The following is a 20,577-nucleotide window of genomic DNA, read 5'->3' as shown; positions in this document are numbered from 1 at the left end:
GCCGGCATGAGGTTGCCCTCGCTGAGGTACTGCCGGGATTCGGTAGTTCCCTGAGGAATCCACCAGCCGGTTGTGGGGCAGTGTTCGCCTGTCGCCGTCTTGACCTTAGCGCCGGTGACGGCGCGGGACGCGAGGCGTGGCCTGGAGATGAGTTCCCGGCGTTTCATGGTCTTCCCTAACGATAAATGTGTTGGCGGCAGTACCTCATGCTAGGACGGCAGGCAACGTAAATGCTCGTGGACGTTTGTTGTTCGGATGCTGTGCAAATCAACATATGTATAGCCTCGGCCAGGCCTGTGCGGCCGTAGGTTGGAAACAGATGATTTCCATCGCCCCATGACCAAAGAAAGAGAAGACTGTGCCTGATAACACCGCACTGCAGGTTGTCCCACACTGGATCAATGGCCAGGAGGCGCCGTCCTCCGGTGACCGCGTGGCTCCGGTGTTTGATCCCGCCCTTGGCAGGGAGACAAAGTCCGTCAGCCTGGGTTCCAAGGCGGACATCGAGACTGCGATCTCCTCCGCGCACAAGGCATTCCCGGCCTGGCGTGACCTGTCCATCACCAAGCGCCAGCAGATCATGTTCCGCTTCCGTGAGCTCCTCAACGAGCGCAAGGGCGAACTCGCCGAAATCATCACCTCCGAGCACGGCAAGGTCGTCTCCGACGCCCTCGGTGAAATCAGCCGCGGCCTGGAAGTTGCGGAACTGGCCACCGGCTTCCCGCACCTGATCAAGGGCGAACACTCCGAGAACGTCTCCAGCGGCGTGGACGTCTACTCCACCAAATCCCCGCTCGGCGTCGTTGGCATCATCAGTCCTTTCAACTTCCCCGCCATGGTTCCGCTCTGGTTCTTCCCCATCGCCATCGCGGCCGGCAACACCGTTATCCTGAAGCCCAGCGAGAAGGATCCGTCCGCCGCGAACTGGCTGGCCGCACTGTTCACCGAGGCCGGGCTTCCGGACGGCGTCTTTAACGTCCTGCACGGTGACAAGGAAGCGGTGGATGGCTTGCTGGAGCACCCGGATGTCCGTGCCATCTCCTTCGTCGGCTCCACGCCCATCGCCCAGTACATCTACGAGTCCGCAGCCCGTCACGGTAAGCGCGTCCAAGCCCTCGGCGGCGCCAAAAACCACATGTTGGTCCTCCCCGACGCGGATCTTGACCTGACCGCCGACGCCGCCATCAACGCCGGATTCGGCTCGGCAGGCGAACGATGCATGGCCATCAGCGTCGTTGTCGCCGTGGAGCCCGTGGCCGACGAACTGATTGAAAAGATCACCACGCGCATGGCAACGCTGAAAGTCGGCGACGGGAGGCGCAACTGCGACATGGGCCCGCTCGTGACCAAGCAGCACCGGGACAAGGTGGCCTCCTACATCGACATCGCACAGGCCGACGGCGCCAAGGTAGTGGTCGACGGACGGAACATCAAGGTCGATGGCGACGAGAACGGCTTCTGGCTTGGCCCGACCCTGATCGACGACGTGCCCGTGACCTCGCGCGTGTACCAGGAGGAGATCTTCGGGCCGGTCCTGGCCGTGGTCCGAGTCAGCTCCTACGAGGAAGGCCTGGAACTGATCAACTCTGGCGCCTTCGGCAACGGCACAGCCATCTTCACCAACGACGGCGGCGCGGCCCGGCGCTTCCAGAACGAAGTCCAGGTGGGCATGGTGGGCATCAACGTGCCCATCCCCGTCCCGGTGGCCTACTACTCCTTCGGCGGCTTCAAAGACTCCATCTTCGGAAGCTCCAAGGCCTACGGCATCCAGGGCTTCCAGTTCTTCACCCAGGAAAAAGCAATCACTTCACGATGGCTCGATCCCAGCCATGGTGGAATCAACCTGGGCTTTCCCCAGAACTGACTCCCGGCGTCGTTTTCTGAATCGTGTGCAGAGGGGCACCAGGTGCGTTCAGCGCTCCGGGTGCCCCTCTGCCACGTCCAGGAACTGCAGCGCTGTGAACAGTTCCAGCCGGTCCCGCAGCCCGTCCAGGTTAAGGCCCAGGATGCTGCCGGCGGCGTCGATCCGGTTCCGCAGCGTGTGCCGGTGCACGCCCAGCTGGCGGGCGGTACGGTCCCACACGCAATTGTTTTCCAGCCACGCAGCCACCGTTGGCAGCAGCTGGGACTGTTCAACGTCGTCGTGCCTTAAAAGGGGTTCAACGAGGCGGCGTGCCACCGATTCCGCTTCCTGCCGCTGGAGCAGCCCCAGCATGCCGCCCCCGGCTACTTCCGCGAACGCCACTACCGGCCGGGACAGTTCATTCGCCCTCGCCAGGGACCGCTCGCCTTCCTTGAGACCCCGCGGCAGGGCCTCAAAATCGGTCTGCGCCGAGGTTCCGGCCGTCGCGCCGTACCGCCCCAGCACCGCCTCCACTTTCTTCTGGTGGACGTGGTTCGCGAGGACGACGACGTTCTCGCCCCGCTGGGCGTAGAACACCGCGCCGCGGTGGTCATCGGAGAGCAGTTCGAGGGCCTCGAGCAGGTTCTGTCCCTGCTGCGGCGGCCGCGCCACGGTAACGATCACCGGTTCGCTGGGCAAACGGCCCCACACCTGCCGCGCCGTCCGTGCGGCCACGTCGGTGTTGCCCGAGAGCATCTGCTCAAAGACGCCAGAACGAAGGTGGCGGCGGGCGGTGTCCAGCGTGCGGGTCTGTTCCAGCGCGAGGCTGGCCAGGGCGATGACGCTGTTGATGATGTCAGTCCTGGCCGGATCCAGCGGCTCAATGGCGCCCAGGGCCAGCACGCCGCGGAGATTGTGTCGGCGTCCCAGGGTCTGCAATGTGATCTGCTGATCCTCCACGGTCAGCTGCGCCACGGACCGGGCGCCCTGCTCCAACGCCCGCAGGACAGCTGCCTCCACTACCGGCATCAGGTCCGACGGCACCGGGCGGCTGCTGGGCATCAGGATGTGATTTCCGGCCGCATCAAAGAGGGCCACCCAGCACTGGAGTTGCCGCTCCAGCTCGGCAAGAATCGACCGCAGCCCATCGGGGCGCAGCGCTGCCCGGGCGATGGACCGCTGGGCTTGGAGTGACCACTCGGACCTGGCGTTCTGTTCCTTGGCCAGCCAGTCCGCTACGCAGCGGATGATGGCAATGAACGGGGTACGGTCCGGCACTTCGAGGAGGGGCAGGCCCTGTTCGCGGCAGGCCGTCTCCAGCCCCTCCGGCAGGACTCCATGGATCACTTGGGTGGCAAAACCCAGGCCGCAGATCCCGTGCTCCACGAGCCGTTTGACGTAGTTCTCGTACTTTTCCGTCCCGGCATGGTTGACGGGGAACTGCGTCCCGTCGGTCAGGAGTAACTGCCCGGGGTCGAGGAAGGGGGTGGGGTCATCGAGGTCCGAGCTGTGCACCCAGGCGACGGTTGTGTCCAGGGCTTTGCTGTCCGGTTCGGGGACCACGAGCCTCAGATTCAGGGCTTTGGTGTGAAGCAGGGCGTTGATGGTGGGCAGCATTTAATCTACCGATGCCAAAGCGTCGATCTTCATGGTCTTCAGTATACAAATGTCTAAGGACGCAGACGTGCGTCCGGGCTGATTATGAAGGGAACGCATTGCACCGTCCCCGAGAGGAACCATCATGGCCCACAGCCGGACCGCCTTGGCCGCACCCGTCACGAATTCCGAAGTGGTCGCCCTGGACCGGGCGAACGTCTTCCATTCCTGGTCGGCCCAGGGAGCTCTCAACCCCATGGTCATCGCCGGCGGCTCGGGCAGCACCGTCTGGGACCACGACGGCCGGACCTACCTGGACTTCTCCAGCCAACTGGTCAACACCAACATCGGCCACCAGCACCCGCGCGTGATCGAAGCGATCAAGCAGCAGGCCGACGCCCTAGTGACGGTCGCCCCTGCCCATGCCAACCACACCCGCGGCCTGGCCGCTGAAAAAATCCTGGCCCACGCCCCTGCCGGGATGAACAAAATCTTCTTCACCAACGGCGGCGCCGACGCCAACGAGAACGCCATCCGGATGGCACGCCTGCACACCGGCCGGGACAAGGTCATCTCCCGGTACCGCTCCTACCACGGCAACACCGGAGCCGCGATCGCCGCCACCGGCGACTGGCGCCGGATCCCCAACGAATACTCCCGCGGCCACGTCCACGTCTTCGGGCCCTACCTGTACCGCTCGGAGTTCTGGTCCGAAACCCCGCAGCAGGAAGCGGAACGCGCGCTGCAGCACCTGCGCCGGACCATCGAGGCTGAAGGACCGCAGTCCGTGGCGGCCATCCTGCTCGAAACCGTCCCCGGCACCGCCGGCATCCTGCTCCCGCCGCCCGGGTACCTCGAAGGCGTTCGGGCGCTCTGCGACCAGCACGGAATCATCCTGATCCTGGATGAAGTCATGGCCGGGTTCGGCCGCACCGGCGACTGGTTCGCCCTGGATGCCTACAACGCGAAGCCGGACCTGATCACTTTCGCCAAGGGCGTCAACTCCGGATACGTGCCGGTGGGCGGCGTCATCATCTCCGAAGAAATTTCAGCAACCTTCGACGAACGGGTGTTCCCGGGCGGCCTGACCTACTCCGGCCACCCCCTCGCCGCGGCATCCATCGTGGCCTCCATAGAAGCCTTCGAAGACGAACGCATCGTCGAAAACGCCGAACACATCGGCCGGGACCACCTCGCGCCGGGCCTGGCTGCCCTCGCGCTCCGCCACCCGGTCATCGGCGAGGTGCGGGGACGCGGCGTGTTCTGGGCACTCGAGCTTGTCCAGGACCAGCAGACCCGCCAACCCGTCACCCCTGCCTTCATGGGCCGCATCAAATCCGAACTCCTGACCCGCGGACTTCTGCCCTTCATCGCCGACAACCGCATCCACGTTGTCCCGCCTGCAGTAGTGACCCCCGAGGAAGTCCGCAAAGCACTGAAGATCTACGACGAAGCACTCACCGCAGTTAGCTGACCCCAAATGCGGGAATCTACGACGCTGGCCGGACACCCTGGGCCGCCCGACGTCGGCGTTTGGGGCCAGCCCATGGTCAGGTTTTACTGCTCCTAGAGCTGTTGTCGATCGCCGTATTACCTGCAAAGAGGTGAGCAGACGTTGGCGAGGGCGAAGGCGCCGTACCCGGCTCCCACCGCCATGCCCCGATGCTTCACAAACTGCCAAGACCGACGGGTGCGCTTCTCGACAGTTGACGCTTCGACCCAGCTTCTTTTGCGGGCACTCCCCGCCTATGTTTGAACGCCGATAATGGACCTTCAGTCAAGTTATCGCCGCTTCGGCTGTGGCCGTGCGGCCGAACCGGCAGGGGAGGGGCATCAACCCAAGTTGGCATGGCGCAGGTACTGGTAGACCGTCTCCCTGCTGATCCCGTAATCACGGGCAAGGACGGCTTTTGGGACACCGCTGCCGGCGCGCTACACGAGCTCGGCTGTCGTTTTCAGCGGTCCAGGGGCGCTGCCGCGCCGTCGGGGTCGAAAATAGGGGGCGGCCGGCTTACCGGCTGTAGCTTGACGGCGGGGACGGCTGCATGATGTTGACGTCTGCTGCGGTGAACGCCGTGACTTCTTGGTGCCGTAGTTGAGCCCGTTTTTCAGCGTGGTGTGGAGGGCTTCCACGGGAACCGTGGATTGTTGCTTCGAGCACGAGTGCTAAATTCCTGATTTACTCCCTGCCCTCTCCGCGGCAGTCACATACCCATATCCCTTCAATTTCAGAAAGTGCCACGGCAATGGACATCGTCCATGAGCGGTCCGTCGGGATGGATATATCCAAACGCGACGCAAAAGTATGTATCAGAGTCCCGGGCAAGCGCCTGGGCCAGTTCACCTCGACAGTCACCACCTGGGGATCCACCACAAACCAGATCCTGGAGTTACGGAGGTTTCTGGAAGAACAGAACGTCACGGTCGTAGTGATGGAGGCGACCAGCGATTACTGGAAGCCGTTCTACTACCTGCTTGAGGAGTCCCTGCCGGTCATGCTGGTCAACGCCAGACATGCAAGGAACCTGCCCGGGCGCAAAACCGACGTTTCCGACGCGGCATGGCTGGCGCAGCTTGGCGCACGGGCTGTTGCGGGCCTCGTTCGTTCCGCCCGGGCCTGTCCGCGAATTGCGGGATCTGACGCGGGCCCGTGCCGTCACCGTCCAGGACAGAACCCGGGAGCTTCACCGCCTGGAGAAGTTCCTCGAGAGCACGGGAATTAAGCTTTCGGGCATAGTCAGTGAACTCACCGGGGTATCGTCCCGGGCGATGCTCGAGGCGTTGATCCGTGGGGAACGGATCCGCAGGTACTCGCGCAGTTTGCCCGGGCCAGCATGAGGTCAAAGATCCCGGCACTAACCGAAGCGCTCACCGGCATGTTTGGCGAGCATCATGCCTTCATGGTCCGGCTGCATCTGGACCGCATCGATCAGCTTGCCCGGACCATCACCGTACTGACGGAACAGATCGACACGGCGATGGAGCCCTTTCGTGCGGCCAGGGAAGCGCTGAGCACGATCCCTGGTGTCTCAACACTCGTCGCTGACGTGATCATCGCCGAGACGGGTGGCGACATGAGCGCATTTCCCACGGCCGCGCACTTGGCATCCTGGGCCGGTGTCTGCCCGGGATCCAACGAATCCGCCGGCCGGGTCAAATCGACAAGAATCATGCCCGGCAACAAATATCTCAAGGGCGCGCTGGGCATCGCCGCGATGGCCGCGTCCCGCGGCAGAAGCACCTACGTCAGCGTCAAATACAAACGGATCGCCATCCGGCGCGGCCGGGTCAAAGCCATCGTCGCCATCGAACACGTCATCCTGACCGCGACCTGGCACATGCTGCCAACGGTGAGGTTTACAAGGATCCTGGCGCGGACTTCTACCTGAAGAGGGAACCTGGACAGACCAAAGCCAAAGGCCATCCGTCAGCTCAAAACCCTCGGCTACGATGTCAACCTCACACCGGCGGCTGCATGATCTTGCGTCTATTTTCGTACTAGGTGCGTGGGTCAGTAATGGTTTGACGGTTCGGCAGGTTTGAGCCGTGATGGCCCGAGGTCGGTCTCCTTTTCCGGGAAGAGGCCGGCCTCTTGGCATTTTCGCGGAAGGAGGCGTGGCATGTCCCTGCGGTGTGGAGTTCGTGTGCTGAAGGCGCGTCGCGGGGCGCGTCCCGGCGGTGTTCAGGCGGTGGCGGTGCGGTAGCTGAAGAGTTTGAGCAGGTTGTGGCAGCCGGCCATCAACTTCCACTCCGCGGATGCCTTCTCCAGCCCGCGCAACAGGACATGCTTGCCCTGCCGCGTTTTGATCTGTCCGAAGACCGGTTCCACGATGGCTTTGCGCCGGGCGTAGACCGCCCGGCCCTTCTTCGTTTTCAGTTTCCGGGCCATCCGCTCGGCCAGGGTCGCATCCGCCGGGATCCTTCCCCGTGGCGATTCCGGGACCGGTTGGTTGTGTTTCATCCGCCGTGTGGAGATGAAGAATTCGCTGCCGCCACCGGCTTCAAGGTCCCTGACGTGTTTCAGGTTCGCCGCCGAGCAGTACCCGGCGTCGGCGCTCCATTTGCGGGGCATGGCTTCCAGGGTGTCCTGGGTGTTCTGGACCATCGGGACCAGTTGCTGCACGTCCACCGCGGTGTTGTTCAGTTCAGTGGCAACGATGACCTGGTGATCTTTATCAACGACGCCCTGGCCGTTGTAGCAGTAGTGGTAGGAACCGTCCGCGGTCTTCATGATCCTCGCGTCGGGGTCGGTGAAGTTCCGCTGGGCGGTGGGCTTGGGGACCGCCGCGGCAGCGGCGGCATCGCCCCTGCCGGAGACATCCTCGTCGTCGTCCCCGCGGGCCCGGGCCTTCTCTTCGGCCTCACGGCGTGCCTTGTCCGCGGCCTCGGCCTCGATGGACGCCCGGGCAGTCTTCATCGCCTCGGCGCGCCGGGCCCGGTTAGCCAACTCGGCCGGCAATTCATCGCCGCGTTTGCCCGGCCCGTAGCGGGCGTCCTCGGCCGCGTCCACACTCTTGGCCTCCGCCATCAGGTCGCTGATCTCATCGGCCAGGACTTTCTGCTTCTCCGTCAACCGGGCATAGCTCATGGCCTTATGCCGGGAGGCGTTGGCCCGGACCTTCGTCCCGTCCAGTGCGACATGGCCCAGCGAGACCATGCCCGCGGCCCGGCAGAGTTCCAGCGCCTGGAGGAACACGTTGGCCAGCGCGGCGAGGTGGCGTTCGCGGAACCGCCCGATCGACCGGAAGTCCGGGGCCTGCTGGGCGCACAACCAACGGAACGCGACCACGTCCGTGCAGGCTCTTTCCAGTTCCCGCGAGGACCGCACCCCCACGCAGTACCCGTAAAGCAGGATCCGCAGCATCAGCCGCGGGTCATACGGCGGCTGGCCCTTGGCCTTGGCGTAGGAGGAGTAGAACCGGGCCAGATCCAGTTCCCCGTCGACGAGTTCGCCGATGAACCGGGCCAGATGACCCTGCGGCAACCATTCCTCCAGCGACGGCGGGACCAGCATCACCGCATCGGGCTCGAACGCCTTGAAGCGCTTGTTGATCCCGCCATTGGCATCCATCGGCACATCGGTGGGCTGCTCGACCCGCTCCACGAGCGACTCGTCGAACAAACCATCCTGCGCGGAAGAACCGGTATCCATGCCCCCGATTCTTCCAGCCACCAGAGCCAGGACCTGGCTAATCCGCCGGCGTTTTAAAAACCGGGCACCTCACTACTGACCCACGCACCTAGAAGTTGTCCCACCGTCCGAAGTTGGCTGCACTGCTCTAGTGCGCGCCCGGGCCCGTGCATCTGCCGGGTGTTTGTTCCATGGCTGCAGCGGACCGTGATCTGGGTTGCGATAGTTTCAGCTGGGAATCAGGAACTCCAACCCGGAACCCGAGCTGCGTTCACTGTCTGCTGGAGACGGGCCGCGTTGTTCAGTTGTTTTGCCCCTGGTTCCGTTGCCATCTCTCACTCGGCCACGATGACTCCCTGGGACTGGCGCCGGAGCTTTTCCAGGTTCTCGCTGGTGGCGCCGCCATCGGTTACGATCGCTGCGGGTACCTGCGTTGGGCAGATTTTGACGAATCCGACGCGGTTGAATTTGCTTGAGTCCACAGCTGTGATGGTTTTGTCCGCGACGCTCACGGCGGTCTTTTTGACGGCTGCGTCTTCCGGGTTCCACTCGGTGAAGCCCTCGTTTAGCGAAAGGCCGCTTGCTGTCATGACGTAGGTGTCGAAGTGGCGTCCGCGGAGATAGTCGATGGTGTCCGCGCCGCTGAGGCTAAGTTCCCCTGGGCGGACGGAACCGCCCGGGATGATGAGTTTTACCGAGGTGGATCTTGCGAAGGCCCAAGCCACTCGCAGGGACAGCGGGCAGATGGTCAGTTGGCGGTCGAGAAGGTACTCGGCGACAGCGAGTCCGGTAGAGCCACCATCCAGGATGATGGTGTCACCGTCATCTATGAGGGATGCCACCCGCTGGCCGATGAGGCGTTTCTGTTCGGCGTTGGTCTTCTCCCGTACCGGGAACGGCGGTTCGTAGCTGCTGCCGAAGTCCAGTTTGGCTCCGCCATGAAACCGTTTGAGGACCCCGTCTGCCTCCAGGAGTTCCAGATCGCGGCGGATCGTCATCTCGGTCACACCCAACCGGGTGCCCATCTCTCCCACGGTGGCCGTACCGGTTTCCTGGAGTATCTCCAGAACCTGTTGGTGGCGCCGCTGCTTCGCGCTAACCATCTACTACCCCTCTCGCGGACCTTACCTTCTGTCCGTTCATTCAAACATTGAACCGACACCATTGACAATCTGATTTGTTCGAAATATCGTTAATCGAACACTAATGCTGTTCATATTACTTTTGATTGCACCGGGTTGCCGTGTTGCGTACGCGGATATTCCCACCGAGTCGAGCCATCTGGACCGGGCGTGTGTATAGAGATCATGAAACCGCCGTTCAAGGCAGCCAAGGCGACTTGGACGACCTGGGGCACCCTCCGAGAAAAAGGATCTACCAGACCATGACTGAGATGACACCATTCGAGCTCGACATCGCTGAACAACCCGAGGCTCTGAGGCGACTCGCGGCGGCTTCGCTGCCTGATCTGCGCGCGATGGCCGGCTCGAGCTGGGACCGGATCGTTTTCGCGGGTATGGGTTCATCGCATTTTGCGGGCATTCCGAGCTGGCGGCGTCTGACGGCGCTGGGTCGGCCGGCATGGAGCATCGATATCGGACAACTCCTGGATAACCCGAAGGCCGTTACCCCGAACACTCTCCTGGTCGTGACCTCGCAGTCCGGGGCGAGTGGGGAAGTTGTCGAGCTTCTCAACCGGAGGGCTTCGGGCGTGATTTCACCGGCCCTTCTGATCGGGATAGCTGACGACCCTGAAAGCCCACTCGCCCTGGGTTCGGATGTCTTCCTGCCATTGCACAGTGGGAAAGAGGCCACGGTCAGCACCAAGAGCTACCTCAATTCTCTGGCCGTGCACCGCATGTTGTCAGGAGCCTTTGCCGGCGAAACACTGGAGCGGATCAACGAGGACATCCTGTCCACCGCCGATATCGTCGAAAGCCTGATCGGCGCGGTGGACGTAGCGGGCGTCGCTGCTGCCACCGCCAGCCATCCCCAGCGGCGTTTGGCCTACGTGGGCAGGGGCGATGAATCCGCGACCGCACTGTTCTCGGCCCTGATCACCAAGGAATCATCCAAAGTCCCTGCTGAGGGATTTATCGGCGGACAGTTCCGGCACGGCCCGTTTGAACTGGCCGGTGACGGTCTGACGGTAGTGCTTTTCGGCCTTCAAGCCCAGGCACCGGATGAGAGTCTGCGCCTGCTTGCCGCGGACTTGGTCGATACCGGTTCACAGGTACTCATCGTTGGCGACGACGAAATCCCTGGCGCGCTCACGGTACCGGTTACCGGGACCAGTCCACTGGCCCAGCTCTCGGCCAGCTCCGTAATCGCAGAGTTGTTCGCAGTCGGTCTGGCGCGCGCCAACAACGTCGTTCCGGGCGCCTTCATCTACGGCTCCAAAATCACGACGGTGATCTAGATGTCCGCCGAACCTTTGAACCTGAACGAAGGATCGCCAGGCCTCCGGGTCGGAATTGATATCGGCGGAACAGGCATACGATTCGTCGCCCTGGATGCAAAGAACCACGTCCTCGCCCGGCTCGCCACCACCACTCCCGGTGCGTTTACCAACGGAACAGCGGCGGAATTCCTCGCTGACCATATCGGCGGACTCGCACCCGGACGGACAATAGAGGCAATCGGAATCGGGGCGAGCGGTCCGGTGGATGCAGATGGGATCATCCGCAATCCTGACACCCTCCTGAGTTTTACCGGAGAGCCGATCGTGGCCAGTCTCGCAGGAGTCTTTGGCGTGCCGGTAGCGATCGACAACGACGCTGTGTGTGCCGCACTGGCGGAGCAGCGCGTGGGTGCGGCAAAGAACTCACGGAGCCTGCTCCACGTCACGTTGGGCACCGGGATCGGCGCCTGCATGCTCATTGATGGCAAGCCCCTGCGCGGCGGCGATGGAATGCATCCGGAAACCGGCCACATCACCGTCGCAGTCGCCACGACCTCAGCCTGTTACTGCGGACGCGAGGCCTGCTGGGAACAAAACGCCTCACGCCAGACCCTGCAGCGCTCCGCGGCAGATCTCCTTGGAAAAGGACCCACACACAGGACAGCGATCGCCGAACTGGCCGCACGCGCCCGCCGTGGCGAGAAGCAGGCAACAGACGTTTTCAGGGACTACGGACTCGCGATCGCCGACGGCCTGGGGACACTGCTCGCCGCCTACAGGCCGGAAAACGTTGTGCTGGGTGGCAGCGCCGCACAACACTTCGACATGTACAGCCACACGGTCGAGCGATCTCTGCAACGGCTCGGCCCATGGATCCACTACGCCCAGCTCAGCAAGACCGGCCTCGATGACTACGGCGGAGCCATCGGCGCCGCCTTCCTCCACGTTCCCGCCGTGTACTCCTGAGCCGCACCCGCCGGAAGCGGCAAACGTTTGCAGTGACCCGGGGCTCACAATATTGCAACAGAAAAACAAACAATCATTAGCTTAATAAACATTAAACGTGTCAGAATGAACGTACAGAATGTTCGATTATTTTTTACCGTTTCGTTCATCAGTTCAAAGGAGAGCAGTATGTTGACCAATCAGCCAGAGTCCCCGGAGGTGCAGGGCAAGGCCCTTGACTCCGGGTTGCAGAAAGGCTCCATCGGCCTCGGCGGAACCTTGATGCAGTCGATCGCGCAAATCTCCCCGACCTTGGGCATCTTCTACACGATCGCTTTCACCACCGGCCAGGCAGGGGTATCGGCGCCCCTGACCTACCTCTCCGCGTTCCTCGTTTGCCTGGTGATTGCGGTTCCGATGCTCGGCCTCGCACGCCATCTGCCCTCCGCCGGAGGCTTCTACACCTATGTTTCCGCGGGCATCGGGCCAAAGGCCGGCTTCATGACCGGATGGCTGTACGCGATCATGGTCACCATCGTCCCCGCAGCCCTGGCCGCCTTCACCGGTGCGGTCCTCGCCGACGAACTCAGCGGCAAGTACGGGATCGGCATCCCCTGGTGGATCTACTCAACCGTGATCCTGGCCATCTGCTTCGCCTGCGCCTACCGCGGCATCGTCATCTCCATCAAATTCCTTGTGGTGATGACCATTTTCGAGATGGCGGTCGGTCTCGGACTCGCAGTCACCGGCATGTTCAACCCGGGCCCCGGGGGTGTGAACCTGGACGGATTCAACCCCGCCAACGTCCAAAACCCCTCAGGTTTCTTCCTCGCCATCGTGCTCTCGATCTTTGCCTTCACCGGGTTCGAAAGCGCCGCCGCGGTCGGCGAGGAATCACGAGATCCAAAGCGGATCGTTCCGAAGGCGATCTTCGGTTCACTGGTGCTGATCGGTGTCTTCTACGTCGTCACCGCATGGGGCCTCCAAATCGGCTGGGGCACCAACGACATCGCCGCGCTGGCCGCTTCCCCCACCGCACCGGCCTTCGTCCTCGCGGACCGTTTGTGGAGCGGAGCCTCGATCCTGGTACTCATTGCGCTCGTGAACTCGGGCCTGGGCGTCTGCATCGCCTGCACGACCAGTGCCACCCGCACGATCTACGGCATCGCCCGGACCGGCGCGCTCCCGGCCTTCTTCGCACGCACCCAGCCCAAGCACCGCACCCCAATCACGGCCGTCTACGTCCAATCAGCCGTCGCCCTGGGCATTTGCCTGGCAGTCGGGCTTCCCTTGGGACCGTACAACCTGTTCAACATGCTCGGCACCACCGGAACCTTCGTATACATTCCGATCTTCATCCTGATGAACATCGCCGCGTTCATGTTCTTCCGCCGCAAGCACCCGAACGAATTCAACATCTGGGCCCACGTCCTCGCCCCCGTCGTCTCTACCACCGCGCTGCTCACCATCGCGTACAACAGCATCGTCCCGCTCCCGGCCTACCCCGTATTCTTCGCCCCTTTCCTCGCACTGACCTACGTCGCCCTGGGTGCTGCCGTCCTGTTCGGACGCAACCTGCGCCCCGGTAAACGGGCCTGGATGGCCCGGGCCGGAGAACTCCCGGACGTCGATCAGGTCTACTCGAAGTCAGCGACACCTTCCGTTTAACAAAGCACAGCGTGGCCTGGCACGGAATCCGCTCCCGCCAAGCCGCAAAACATCAGGAACCAGGACACCATGAACACCTCCACCAAGCCCCTTGCCAGCCTTCCCTCCTTCGCGGACACCATCGTCATCGGCGGCGGGACCGGCGGAGCTGCTTTCGCCGGAACCTTCGCAGCCCACAGCGACGAAAGCGTCCTGCTGCTCGAAGCAGGACCGGATTACGGCACCCGGGACTCGGGCGAGTGGCCCGAAGACATGCTCGACGCCCGGTCAATTCCGCTCTCCCACGACTACGACCTGCACGCCAGCCGCTCCTCCGGAGCAGGCGTCCTGGACCTGCCCCGGGCACGCATCATGGGCGGCTGTTCCTCCCACAACGGCTGCACAGCTTCCGTGGGGGCACGCCACGAATACGACGAGTGGGCCCACGCCGGCAACCCCGGCTGGTCGGCCGATGAAGTCGAACCGCTCCTGGACTGGGTCCGGGACCGGTTCCGGGTCCGCCGCTACAGCATGGACGAACTGACGCCCCCCCAGCGCGCCTTCGTCAACGCAGGAGTAGCGGCAGGGCTGCCCTTCGCCGATGACCTGGACGATCTGGAAGCAGCCGAGGGCATCGGCCCCATGCCGGTCAACGTCGTGGACGGCGTCCGCTGGAACAGTGCCTTCGCATTCCTCGATCCAGTCCGGGACCGGCCGAACCTGACCATCGCCGGCGGCGTCCAGGTCACACGAATCAACATCGTTGACGGCCTCGCCCGCGGCGTATTCGTCAGCAGCGCCGAAGGAGAGGGCTACATCACGGCCCGCCGGGTCGTGGTCGCAGCAGGCGCCTACCACTCCCCGGCACTGCTGCTGCGCTCCGGCGTCGGACCCGCAGACGAACTGAACGCCCTTGGCATCGCGGTCCAGGCCAATGTTCCCGGCGTCGGAAAACACCTCCTCGACCATTCCTGCGTGCAGCTCGACTTTTCCGGCCAGCCAGGCCTGGTCGAAGAACTCGCCAAACTCCCGTGGAATCCCGACGAGCAGACCGTGGGAAGGGCAAAATCCAGCGTGTGCGATGACGGCCCCTACGACATCCACGTGTTCATGGTCGCCGGAGCAAACAGCGGCCACCCAGGTTTGCCGCCCATCACCCTTTACGGCGGCGCGATGCGTGCCCGCTCGGAAGGAACCGTCACCCTCAACCCAGACCTGGACATCAACACCCCCGCGATCGACCACCGCTACGGAACAGACCCGGAAGGGTACGACAGGACCGTCCTGTCCGAGGCACTGGACCTCATGGAATCAATGGTCCGCCAGCCCGAACTCGCAACCATCCTCGGTGACCGGGTCCCCGGGAAAACCGCCCCACTTGAGGACATCGTCAATTACTGCCACCCGGCAGGAACCTGCAAGATGGGACCGGCCACGGACGCCATGGCCGTCGTTGGAAGCGACGGCGCCGTGCACGGAGTGCCCGGGCTGTACGTCGCCGACGCCTCGATCATGCCCACCATCACGCGCGGCAACATCAACCTCCCCACTGCAATGATCGGCGCGCGCATCGCCGCAGGTATTCTCGGCGTCGCCCCGCACGAAGTCACCGACGTCAGCCACCGGCACTAAACAGCGAATACCGAAGTCGCCGCCACCAAGCGCACCGAAAGACGGCAACTTCGACCAGCCAGAGGCCCTCAGGAAATCCCCAAGAGAAACAGGAGGGCGCTTTGCCGGTCCCTGGCACCAGCTGGGACCGGCAAATACTCACAGCAAAGACGGATCCCCCTTCATCTGCCCACCCGGATGGAGGCTGACGCGGGGCTTAGCACTACGTCCCTCATAAACGGGGCGCTGGGGGCAGATTCCGGTCCTTTCCCTGCACCGCAGGGTGCCTGACAAGGCCGACGGAGAATGCCGGAACGTTCCGCAGACCCGCACACCACATCCCGAAAGCGCCAGCACAGAGAGGTCATCAATGAACCAGCGGCCTAAACCCGGAGCCATGGAAGTTGTCGCCCGTGACCAAACAAGTCTTGAAACAGGTCTCAACACCGCCGTGGAAACCGTGCGCCGGCACGCCATGCGGGAACGCCGCAACGGCATCATGGTCACCCAGCACAGCTTCACGCACTACACCGTAGCAATCAGTCGTGAGGTCCCATACGGGCAGACCCGCGAGCAGCGGGCGTGGGACTCCGAGACCCACACCGGTACGTAGCGCCCGTTCGGGTTTCCCCAAACCTGGCCGCGGGAGACTGGTCCCATGCTTGGTGCAGGAAAGAATCCTCTGCCCTGGCCCATCCATGCCTAAAGGTCTCCAGCGGGATAGGAGCTTTTGGCCGTCCGGACGCAGCTCCCCAGTAGGAGACAAGTGCCCGATAGAGTGTCTGGCGGGTAATCCCGAGTTCAGAGCAAAGTTCGCTGACCTTGCCCTGGAGCTCCTCCGCGCCAACCACGACCGCACCCATCTTGCGATGATCCTCATCGGCATGCCCGGTATTGACCAACGATTCCGCCACTACCCGCAGCTCTACAGCCGCCTCGGCTTCTCCCACCGCTACCGCGCGCTCGGCCGCGAGGAACGCCTCTTTGTTCGCGACCGGCACTGGAAACGCGTGGGGCACTCACTCGACCCCGAGGACTTCACCGACGCCCAGGCAATCGCCGCGATCACCCGATGCAATTTCCGGCTCCTCCAGCGGCTATTCCCGCAAATCACCCGCGTCCTGAAAATCAGCCAACTCGAAACCATCACCAACGACGTCATCGAAGCCGCCGCGAGCATGCTCGTCATCGGCAATTAACGACAAAGAGCGAGCACAGAACACCGCCAAAGAGCGCCGAAGTCCACAGTTTAAGTGGCAGTCTGACGCCAAGCTAGGGTGCGCGTTGACTCGTAGGAAAGGTCCGCGGCGACGGATACGTTGCCTCATCTGAAAAGGTCCGGGAAGGTCCGTCCGCGGACATCCTTGAGGGATGGGACTGACGATGAGCCAGCGGCAGGCTGTCACGGTGATCAAGGCACGGGCTTATGCCCGGGCGAATCGCGCCGGGAAGGTGCGGATCCTGGATGAGTTGGTGGATCTGACGGGCTGGAACCGTGATTATGCCCGCCGGGCGCTGCGGCAGGCGCTGGAGTTGCGGCCGGTGCGTTCCCGTCCGCCGCGGGCCCCGGTGTACGGGCCGGCGGTCATCGAGGCGCTCGTGGTGTGCTGGGCGGTGCTCAGGGCGCCGGCGGGCAAGCGGCTGGCGCCGATGTTGCCGGTACTCGTGCCTTTGCTGCGGCGGGACGGGGAATTGGCCTTGACGGACGAGGATGCGGGGCTGCTGATGCGGATGAGTGCGGCGACCATCGACCGGCGGTTGGCTCCGGAGCGGGCGAAACTGGTGCTGCGGGGCCGGTCCCATACCAAGCCGGGGTCGTTGCTGAAGTCCCAGATCCCGGTCCGGACCTGGGCGGACTGGGACGAGGCGGTGCCCGGGTTCGTGGAAATTGACTTGGTCGGCCATGAAGGAGGGGTCGCGTCCGGGGAGTTCTGTCACACCCTGACCGTCACTGACATCGCCACCGGGTGGACGGTGAACCGGTCCGTGCCGAACAAGGCCCAGAAGTGGGTGCTCCTGGCGCTGGAGTACGCGCTGGCCCGGTTCCCGTTCCCGATCCTCGGGATCGATTCGGATTATGCCGACCTTCGCGTTATGCCGACCTTTTCGCGTGGCTCCTGCTCAGCGGGCTGTTTGGACCGGATTTGTCGGCATAATCACAGGGCCTCGAGGAAGGCCAGGACCGGGTCGTGAGGACGATAGCGGCCAGGGGCGGTGTCCGGAGGTGTGACGCGGGCGATGGCTCGTTCCTTTTGCGACATGTCTGCGTGCAGATAGGCGTTGGTTGAGGAGATCTGTGAATGCCCGAGCCAGAGCGCGATGACCGTCACGTCCACCCCGGAGAGCAGAAGCCGCATCGCCGCTGTATGGCGCAGGGTGTGGGTGGTGACGTGCTTGATTCTCATTGATGGGCAGGTTGCTCCTGCTGTGGCGGTGTAGTGGGTGATCCGGTGTTCGATGGCGTCACGACTGAGTTTCTTGCCGGTGCTTGTGGGGAATAGCGGATCCTCTGGTGACCCACCGCGTTCACGCAGCCATGCTCGAAGAACACCGACGGTGGAGGGTGTGAGCGGGGTGCGGCGCTCCTTGCGTCCCTTCCCGATGCAGTGGATGTTAGCCCCGGGTCCCAGTGACACATCGGCGCACGTGAGCCCGGTCAGTTCCGAGATCCGCAACCCGGTCTGGATGGCCAGAAGGATCATGGTGTGGTCGCGCCGCCCGGTCCAGGTGTCTTTGTTGCACGCGTTCAGGAGTGCGTTGACTTCGGCTTCGCTGAGGAACGTCACGAGGTTGGTGTCGAAGCGTTTGGGCCCGATGGAGAGCACCCGTTGGATCGAGGCCGCGTGTTCCGGGTGGCGCAGGGCCGCGTAGGTGAAGAGCGAGTGGATGGCAGCCAGCCGGTTGTTGCGGGTCCGCACGGTGTTGTGCCGGGCCGTTTCAAGATGAGCCAGAAAAGCGGCGACGAGAGGGGCGTCGAGCTCACCGAGATCGAGTCCACTGGGTGGCTTATGTAGTTTGTCGCTGGCATAGCCGAGCAGGAGTCGGAAGGTGGTCCGGTAGGCATCGATCGTGTGCGGGCTGGCGCCACGCTGGCCAAGGAGTCGGTCAGTGAAGAATGCCTGAAGCGTGGGAGCCAAGGCAGTCATGATTGGGCCCCGAATCGGCGGTCGAGCCGTTCGGCGGCTAACGCCATGAGCTCTGGGGCGGCGGAGAGGTACCAGTAGGTGCCCGCCGGGCTGACGTGGCCGAGATAGGTCGATAAGACAGGCACGCCGGCTCCGATATCAGCTCCGGTCCGGTGCCAATCGATGAGCGTTTGGACGGCGAAAGTGTGTCTGAGATCGTGGATGCGCGGCTTCACGGTGGCGGTGCGTAGCCCAATCCCGGTCGTGATGTTATTGAACGTTGCATCAACGCCTTTGACGCGAAGCATGGTCCCCGCGTGCGAGAGGAAGAACGCGGCCGTCTGTGGTCCGGGACAGAGCCTGTCCCGGCGTTGGGCGTAGGAGGCCAGGGCTGCCGTCGTACTCGGATGAAGGGGGATCAATCTGGTCCTGTCGAACTTTGCCTCCGTGACGGTGAGTATGCCGTCGGTGAGGTTGACGTCCTCGCGTAGGAGCCCGGTTGCCTCCCCGAGCCGCAGCCCTGTGACAGCAATGAGGCCAAACAGGGTTTCGTGGGTGAGGGCCCGCAGTTCCGGACGGATCTGAAGGGTCGCTTCAAGTAGTGCTGCGATCTCGTCTTTGGACCACAGATAGGGTGTGGGACGTTGCCGGTGCGTCCCGAAAACGTCCAGCGGAGGGATTTCCGTTGCCGGGTCGATGGTCTTCAGATAGCGGGCGAACCCGCGGGCCGCTCCGAGCCGGTGGGCCAAGGTGATGGGTTGGACATCCTCCGGCTGGCACGCCCATGAGATGGCTAGCTCGGTCGTTAGGGTGCCGGCACCCGAGGCCTCGATGAAGTTTGCCAAGCGGGGAAGAACGTAGCCTTCGAAAACGAGTTTGAAGCCCAGAGCGCGCCGCAGTTCCAGATAGTCCCGGACGTGGCCGACGAGGTCGACCATCACCGCTCACCTCCTGGCCATGGCCGGGCCAGTGCACGGAGACCATCTATGTCCAGACGGGCGTAGAGGGCGGCGCTCTCCAGGCTCCGGTGGCGGAGCACTTGGGCGATCTCGGTCAGAGGAACGCCGGAATTGACCATCTCACAGGCAAGGGTATGGCGCAGGCGGTGGGCACCGATCGGGGCGAGTCCGGCCCGCTGGCAGGCGCGGCGGACGACTGTGGAGATCCCGCCCCGGCCCAGCGCTTCAAGGGGTGCCAAAGACCTGACGAAGACTTCCCGATGAAGCGTTCGCGGGCGTCCCCGCTGGAGGTAGCCGGTGATCGCCTGGCCCACATCAACAGGAAGAGGCAGCCGGTCATCACGGCTGCCCTTGCCATGGACCACGATCAACCCGGCGCGCCAGTCGATGTCTTCGAGGCTCAGCGCGGCGACCTCACTGGCCCGCAGGCCCAGGCGGAGGAGGATGAGCAAGATGGCATAGTCCCTGCGCCCATCACGTCCCCGCCGGTCACAGGTACCAAGGAGCCTCCGCGTGTCGGCGGTGGTGATCCCCGCAGCCAAGGGTGAGCGGCGGCGTCCGGTAATGGTCAGGGCCGCTCCCGAAAGGTCGGCCGGGATCAGTCCCTCGATGAAACAAAAGCGCAGGAACGAGCGCACGGCCACCACGAAGAATTGGGTGGAACCGACCGAGACCATCGCTGCTTCGGCGCGCACGGCATCGGTCACATCCTTGGCCTTCAGATCAGCCAGGACGTCCGATGGCACCTGCTGGGCCAGAAAACGGCGGGCCCGCAACACATAAGCGGTCGCCGTGCACCGGGCCAGCCCCCGCTCCGCAAGCAGGAACCTGTCGAACGAGCCAAGCAGTACATCGACCGGTGAGCCAGGCACGGGTGCCTCGGTCCCGGCCTGGACCACGCCCCGTTCCACGAGGATCTCGATCATTGTGTTGAAGACGCGGGGCGGATACGGGGAAATGCGTCCTGCGGAGCGTCTCTCCGAGACGAACTGGCCGACCAGAACGCTCGTCACGTCCGCTGCTGACAATGACCGTTCCTGAAGCCAGCGGCTCCAGTCGGCCGCCATCCTCAGCTCACTGGCTATCGTTAACGGCGCATAGCCCAGATCCTTCAACTTGGATCTGAAAGCAGACGCGAACGGAGCCAACGGCCCCGTCATGCGGACCTTGCTGACCTTGGTTGCCGGGATGCCCATGTCTTCCTCCTTCTTATGGATTGAGCTGCCGTGAAGATCTCGGACAGTGGGCCCTCTTAAAATGAGGGTCTATCGAAAGTAGAGATCAGCATGACCGCATCACGCAGACGATTCACCCAGGAG

14 protein-coding genes and 3 pseudogenes are annotated in these 20,577 nt (G+C 63.5%); 10 read left to right on the top strand and 7 right to left on the bottom strand.

Annotation, left to right across the window (positions count from 1 at the left end; translation table 11 throughout):
- Window positions 1–358: 358 nt before the first annotated feature.
- A complete protein-coding gene (locus tag NG698_RS13285; protein WP_308293039.1) occupies window positions 359–1,864 on the top strand; it encodes a CoA-acylating methylmalonate-semialdehyde dehydrogenase in 1,506 nt (501 codons plus the stop codon).
- Between the two features lie 48 nt (window positions 1,865–1,912).
- Here the strand turns inward: NG698_RS13285 and NG698_RS13280 are convergent, their stop codons facing one another.
- Window positions 1,913–3,460 carry a PucR family transcriptional regulator gene (locus NG698_RS13280; RefSeq protein ID WP_252610279.1) on the bottom strand — a complete coding sequence of 516 codons (1,548 nt, stop codon included), beginning with the start codon at window positions 3,458–3,460 and terminating at the stop codon, window positions 1,913–1,915.
- A gap of 124 nt (window positions 3,461–3,584) precedes the next feature.
- Here NG698_RS13280 and NG698_RS13275 point away from each other — a divergent pair, with 124 nt between their 5' ends.
- Window positions 3,585–4,913 (top strand): aspartate aminotransferase family protein, encoded by a 1,329-nt coding sequence (locus NG698_RS13275; RefSeq protein ID WP_252610277.1) that lies wholly within the window; start codon window positions 3,585–3,587, stop codon window positions 4,911–4,913.
- A 359-nt stretch (window positions 4,914–5,272) separates the two neighbouring features.
- Here the strand turns inward: NG698_RS13275 and NG698_RS13270 are convergent.
- Window positions 5,273–5,389: pseudogene (locus NG698_RS13270) on the bottom strand (helix-turn-helix domain-containing protein); the annotation flags it as partial.
- Window positions 5,390–5,685: 296 nt separating this feature from the next.
- On the opposite strand from NG698_RS13270, the pseudogene NG698_RS13265 reads away from it, so the two are divergent.
- A pseudogene (locus NG698_RS13265) lies at window positions 5,686–6,918 on the top strand (IS110 family RNA-guided transposase).
- Between the two features lie 203 nt (window positions 6,919–7,121).
- Here the strand turns inward: NG698_RS13265 and NG698_RS13260 are convergent.
- Window positions 7,122–8,492, bottom strand: a complete 1,371-nt coding sequence (locus NG698_RS13260; RefSeq protein WP_445260437.1) for an IS1182 family transposase — start codon at window positions 8,490–8,492, stop codon at window positions 7,122–7,124.
- A gap of 413 nt (window positions 8,493–8,905) precedes the next feature.
- On the bottom strand, window positions 8,906–9,673 hold the full coding sequence (locus NG698_RS13255; protein WP_252610273.1) for a DeoR/GlpR family DNA-binding transcription regulator: 768 nt from the start codon (window positions 9,671–9,673) through the stop codon (window positions 8,906–8,908).
- A 236-nt stretch (window positions 9,674–9,909) separates the two neighbouring features.
- Between NG698_RS13255 and NG698_RS13250 the strand changes: the two genes are divergently transcribed.
- The 7 genes and pseudogenes from NG698_RS13250 (at window position 9,910) to NG698_RS13220 (ending at window position 17,367) form a co-directional block, all read left to right on the top strand.
- Window positions 9,910–10,989: an SIS domain-containing protein gene (locus NG698_RS13250; protein ID WP_252610271.1), complete on the top strand. Its 1,080-nt coding sequence runs from the start codon at window positions 9,910–9,912 to the stop codon at window positions 10,987–10,989.
- Complete coding sequence (locus NG698_RS13245; RefSeq protein ID WP_252610269.1) at window positions 10,990–11,937, top strand: ROK family protein; 948 nt, start codon at window positions 10,990–10,992, stop codon at window positions 11,935–11,937.
- A 168-nt stretch (window positions 11,938–12,105) separates the two neighbouring features.
- Entirely contained in the window at window positions 12,106–13,584 is a 1,479-nt protein-coding gene (locus NG698_RS13240; RefSeq protein WP_252610267.1) for an APC family permease, read from the top strand.
- 69 nt (window positions 13,585–13,653) lie between these two features.
- A complete protein-coding gene (locus NG698_RS13235; RefSeq protein ID WP_252610265.1) occupies window positions 13,654–15,195 on the top strand; it encodes a GMC family oxidoreductase in 1,542 nt (513 codons plus the stop codon).
- Between the two features lie 376 nt (window positions 15,196–15,571).
- Entirely contained in the window at window positions 15,572–15,787 is a 216-nt protein-coding gene (locus tag NG698_RS13230) for a hypothetical protein (RefSeq protein WP_252610263.1), read from the top strand.
- A gap of 211 nt (window positions 15,788–15,998) precedes the next feature.
- Window positions 15,999–16,373, top strand: a pseudogene (locus tag NG698_RS13225) (TniB family NTP-binding protein); the annotation flags it as partial.
- 172 nt (window positions 16,374–16,545) lie between these two features.
- Window positions 16,546–17,367, top strand: a complete 822-nt coding sequence (locus NG698_RS13220; protein WP_252610261.1) for a hypothetical protein — start codon at window positions 16,546–16,548, stop codon at window positions 17,365–17,367.
- Here NG698_RS13220 and NG698_RS13215 read toward each other — a convergent pair.
- From NG698_RS13215 to NG698_RS13205, 3 genes are read right to left on the bottom strand one after another with little or no spacing between them, the layout of a single operon-like run.
- Complete coding sequence (locus NG698_RS13215; protein ID WP_252610259.1) at window positions 17,331–18,320, bottom strand: tyrosine-type recombinase/integrase; 990 nt, start codon at window positions 18,318–18,320, stop codon at window positions 17,331–17,333. The genes NG698_RS13220 and NG698_RS13215 overlap by 37 nt on opposite strands.
- Window positions 18,317–19,237: a tyrosine-type recombinase/integrase gene (locus NG698_RS13210; RefSeq protein ID WP_252610510.1), complete on the bottom strand. Its 921-nt coding sequence runs from the start codon at window positions 19,235–19,237 to the stop codon at window positions 18,317–18,319. The genes NG698_RS13215 and NG698_RS13210 overlap by 4 nt, the downstream gene beginning before the upstream one ends.
- Window positions 19,237–20,454, bottom strand: coding sequence for a site-specific integrase (locus tag NG698_RS13205; protein ID WP_252610257.1), 1,218 nt, complete (start codon window positions 20,452–20,454; stop codon window positions 19,237–19,239). Before NG698_RS13205 ends, NG698_RS13210 begins: the two co-directional genes overlap by 1 nt.
- Window positions 20,455–20,577 lie beyond the last annotated feature (123 nt).

The organism is Pseudarthrobacter raffinosi (genome assembly GCF_023913735.1).
GTDB classification, from domain to species: Bacteria; Actinomycetota; Actinomycetes; order Actinomycetales; family Micrococcaceae; genus Arthrobacter; species Arthrobacter raffinosi.
Note: the sequence above shows the minus strand (reverse complement) of the source record. Positions and strands in the feature narration are given on the sequence as shown.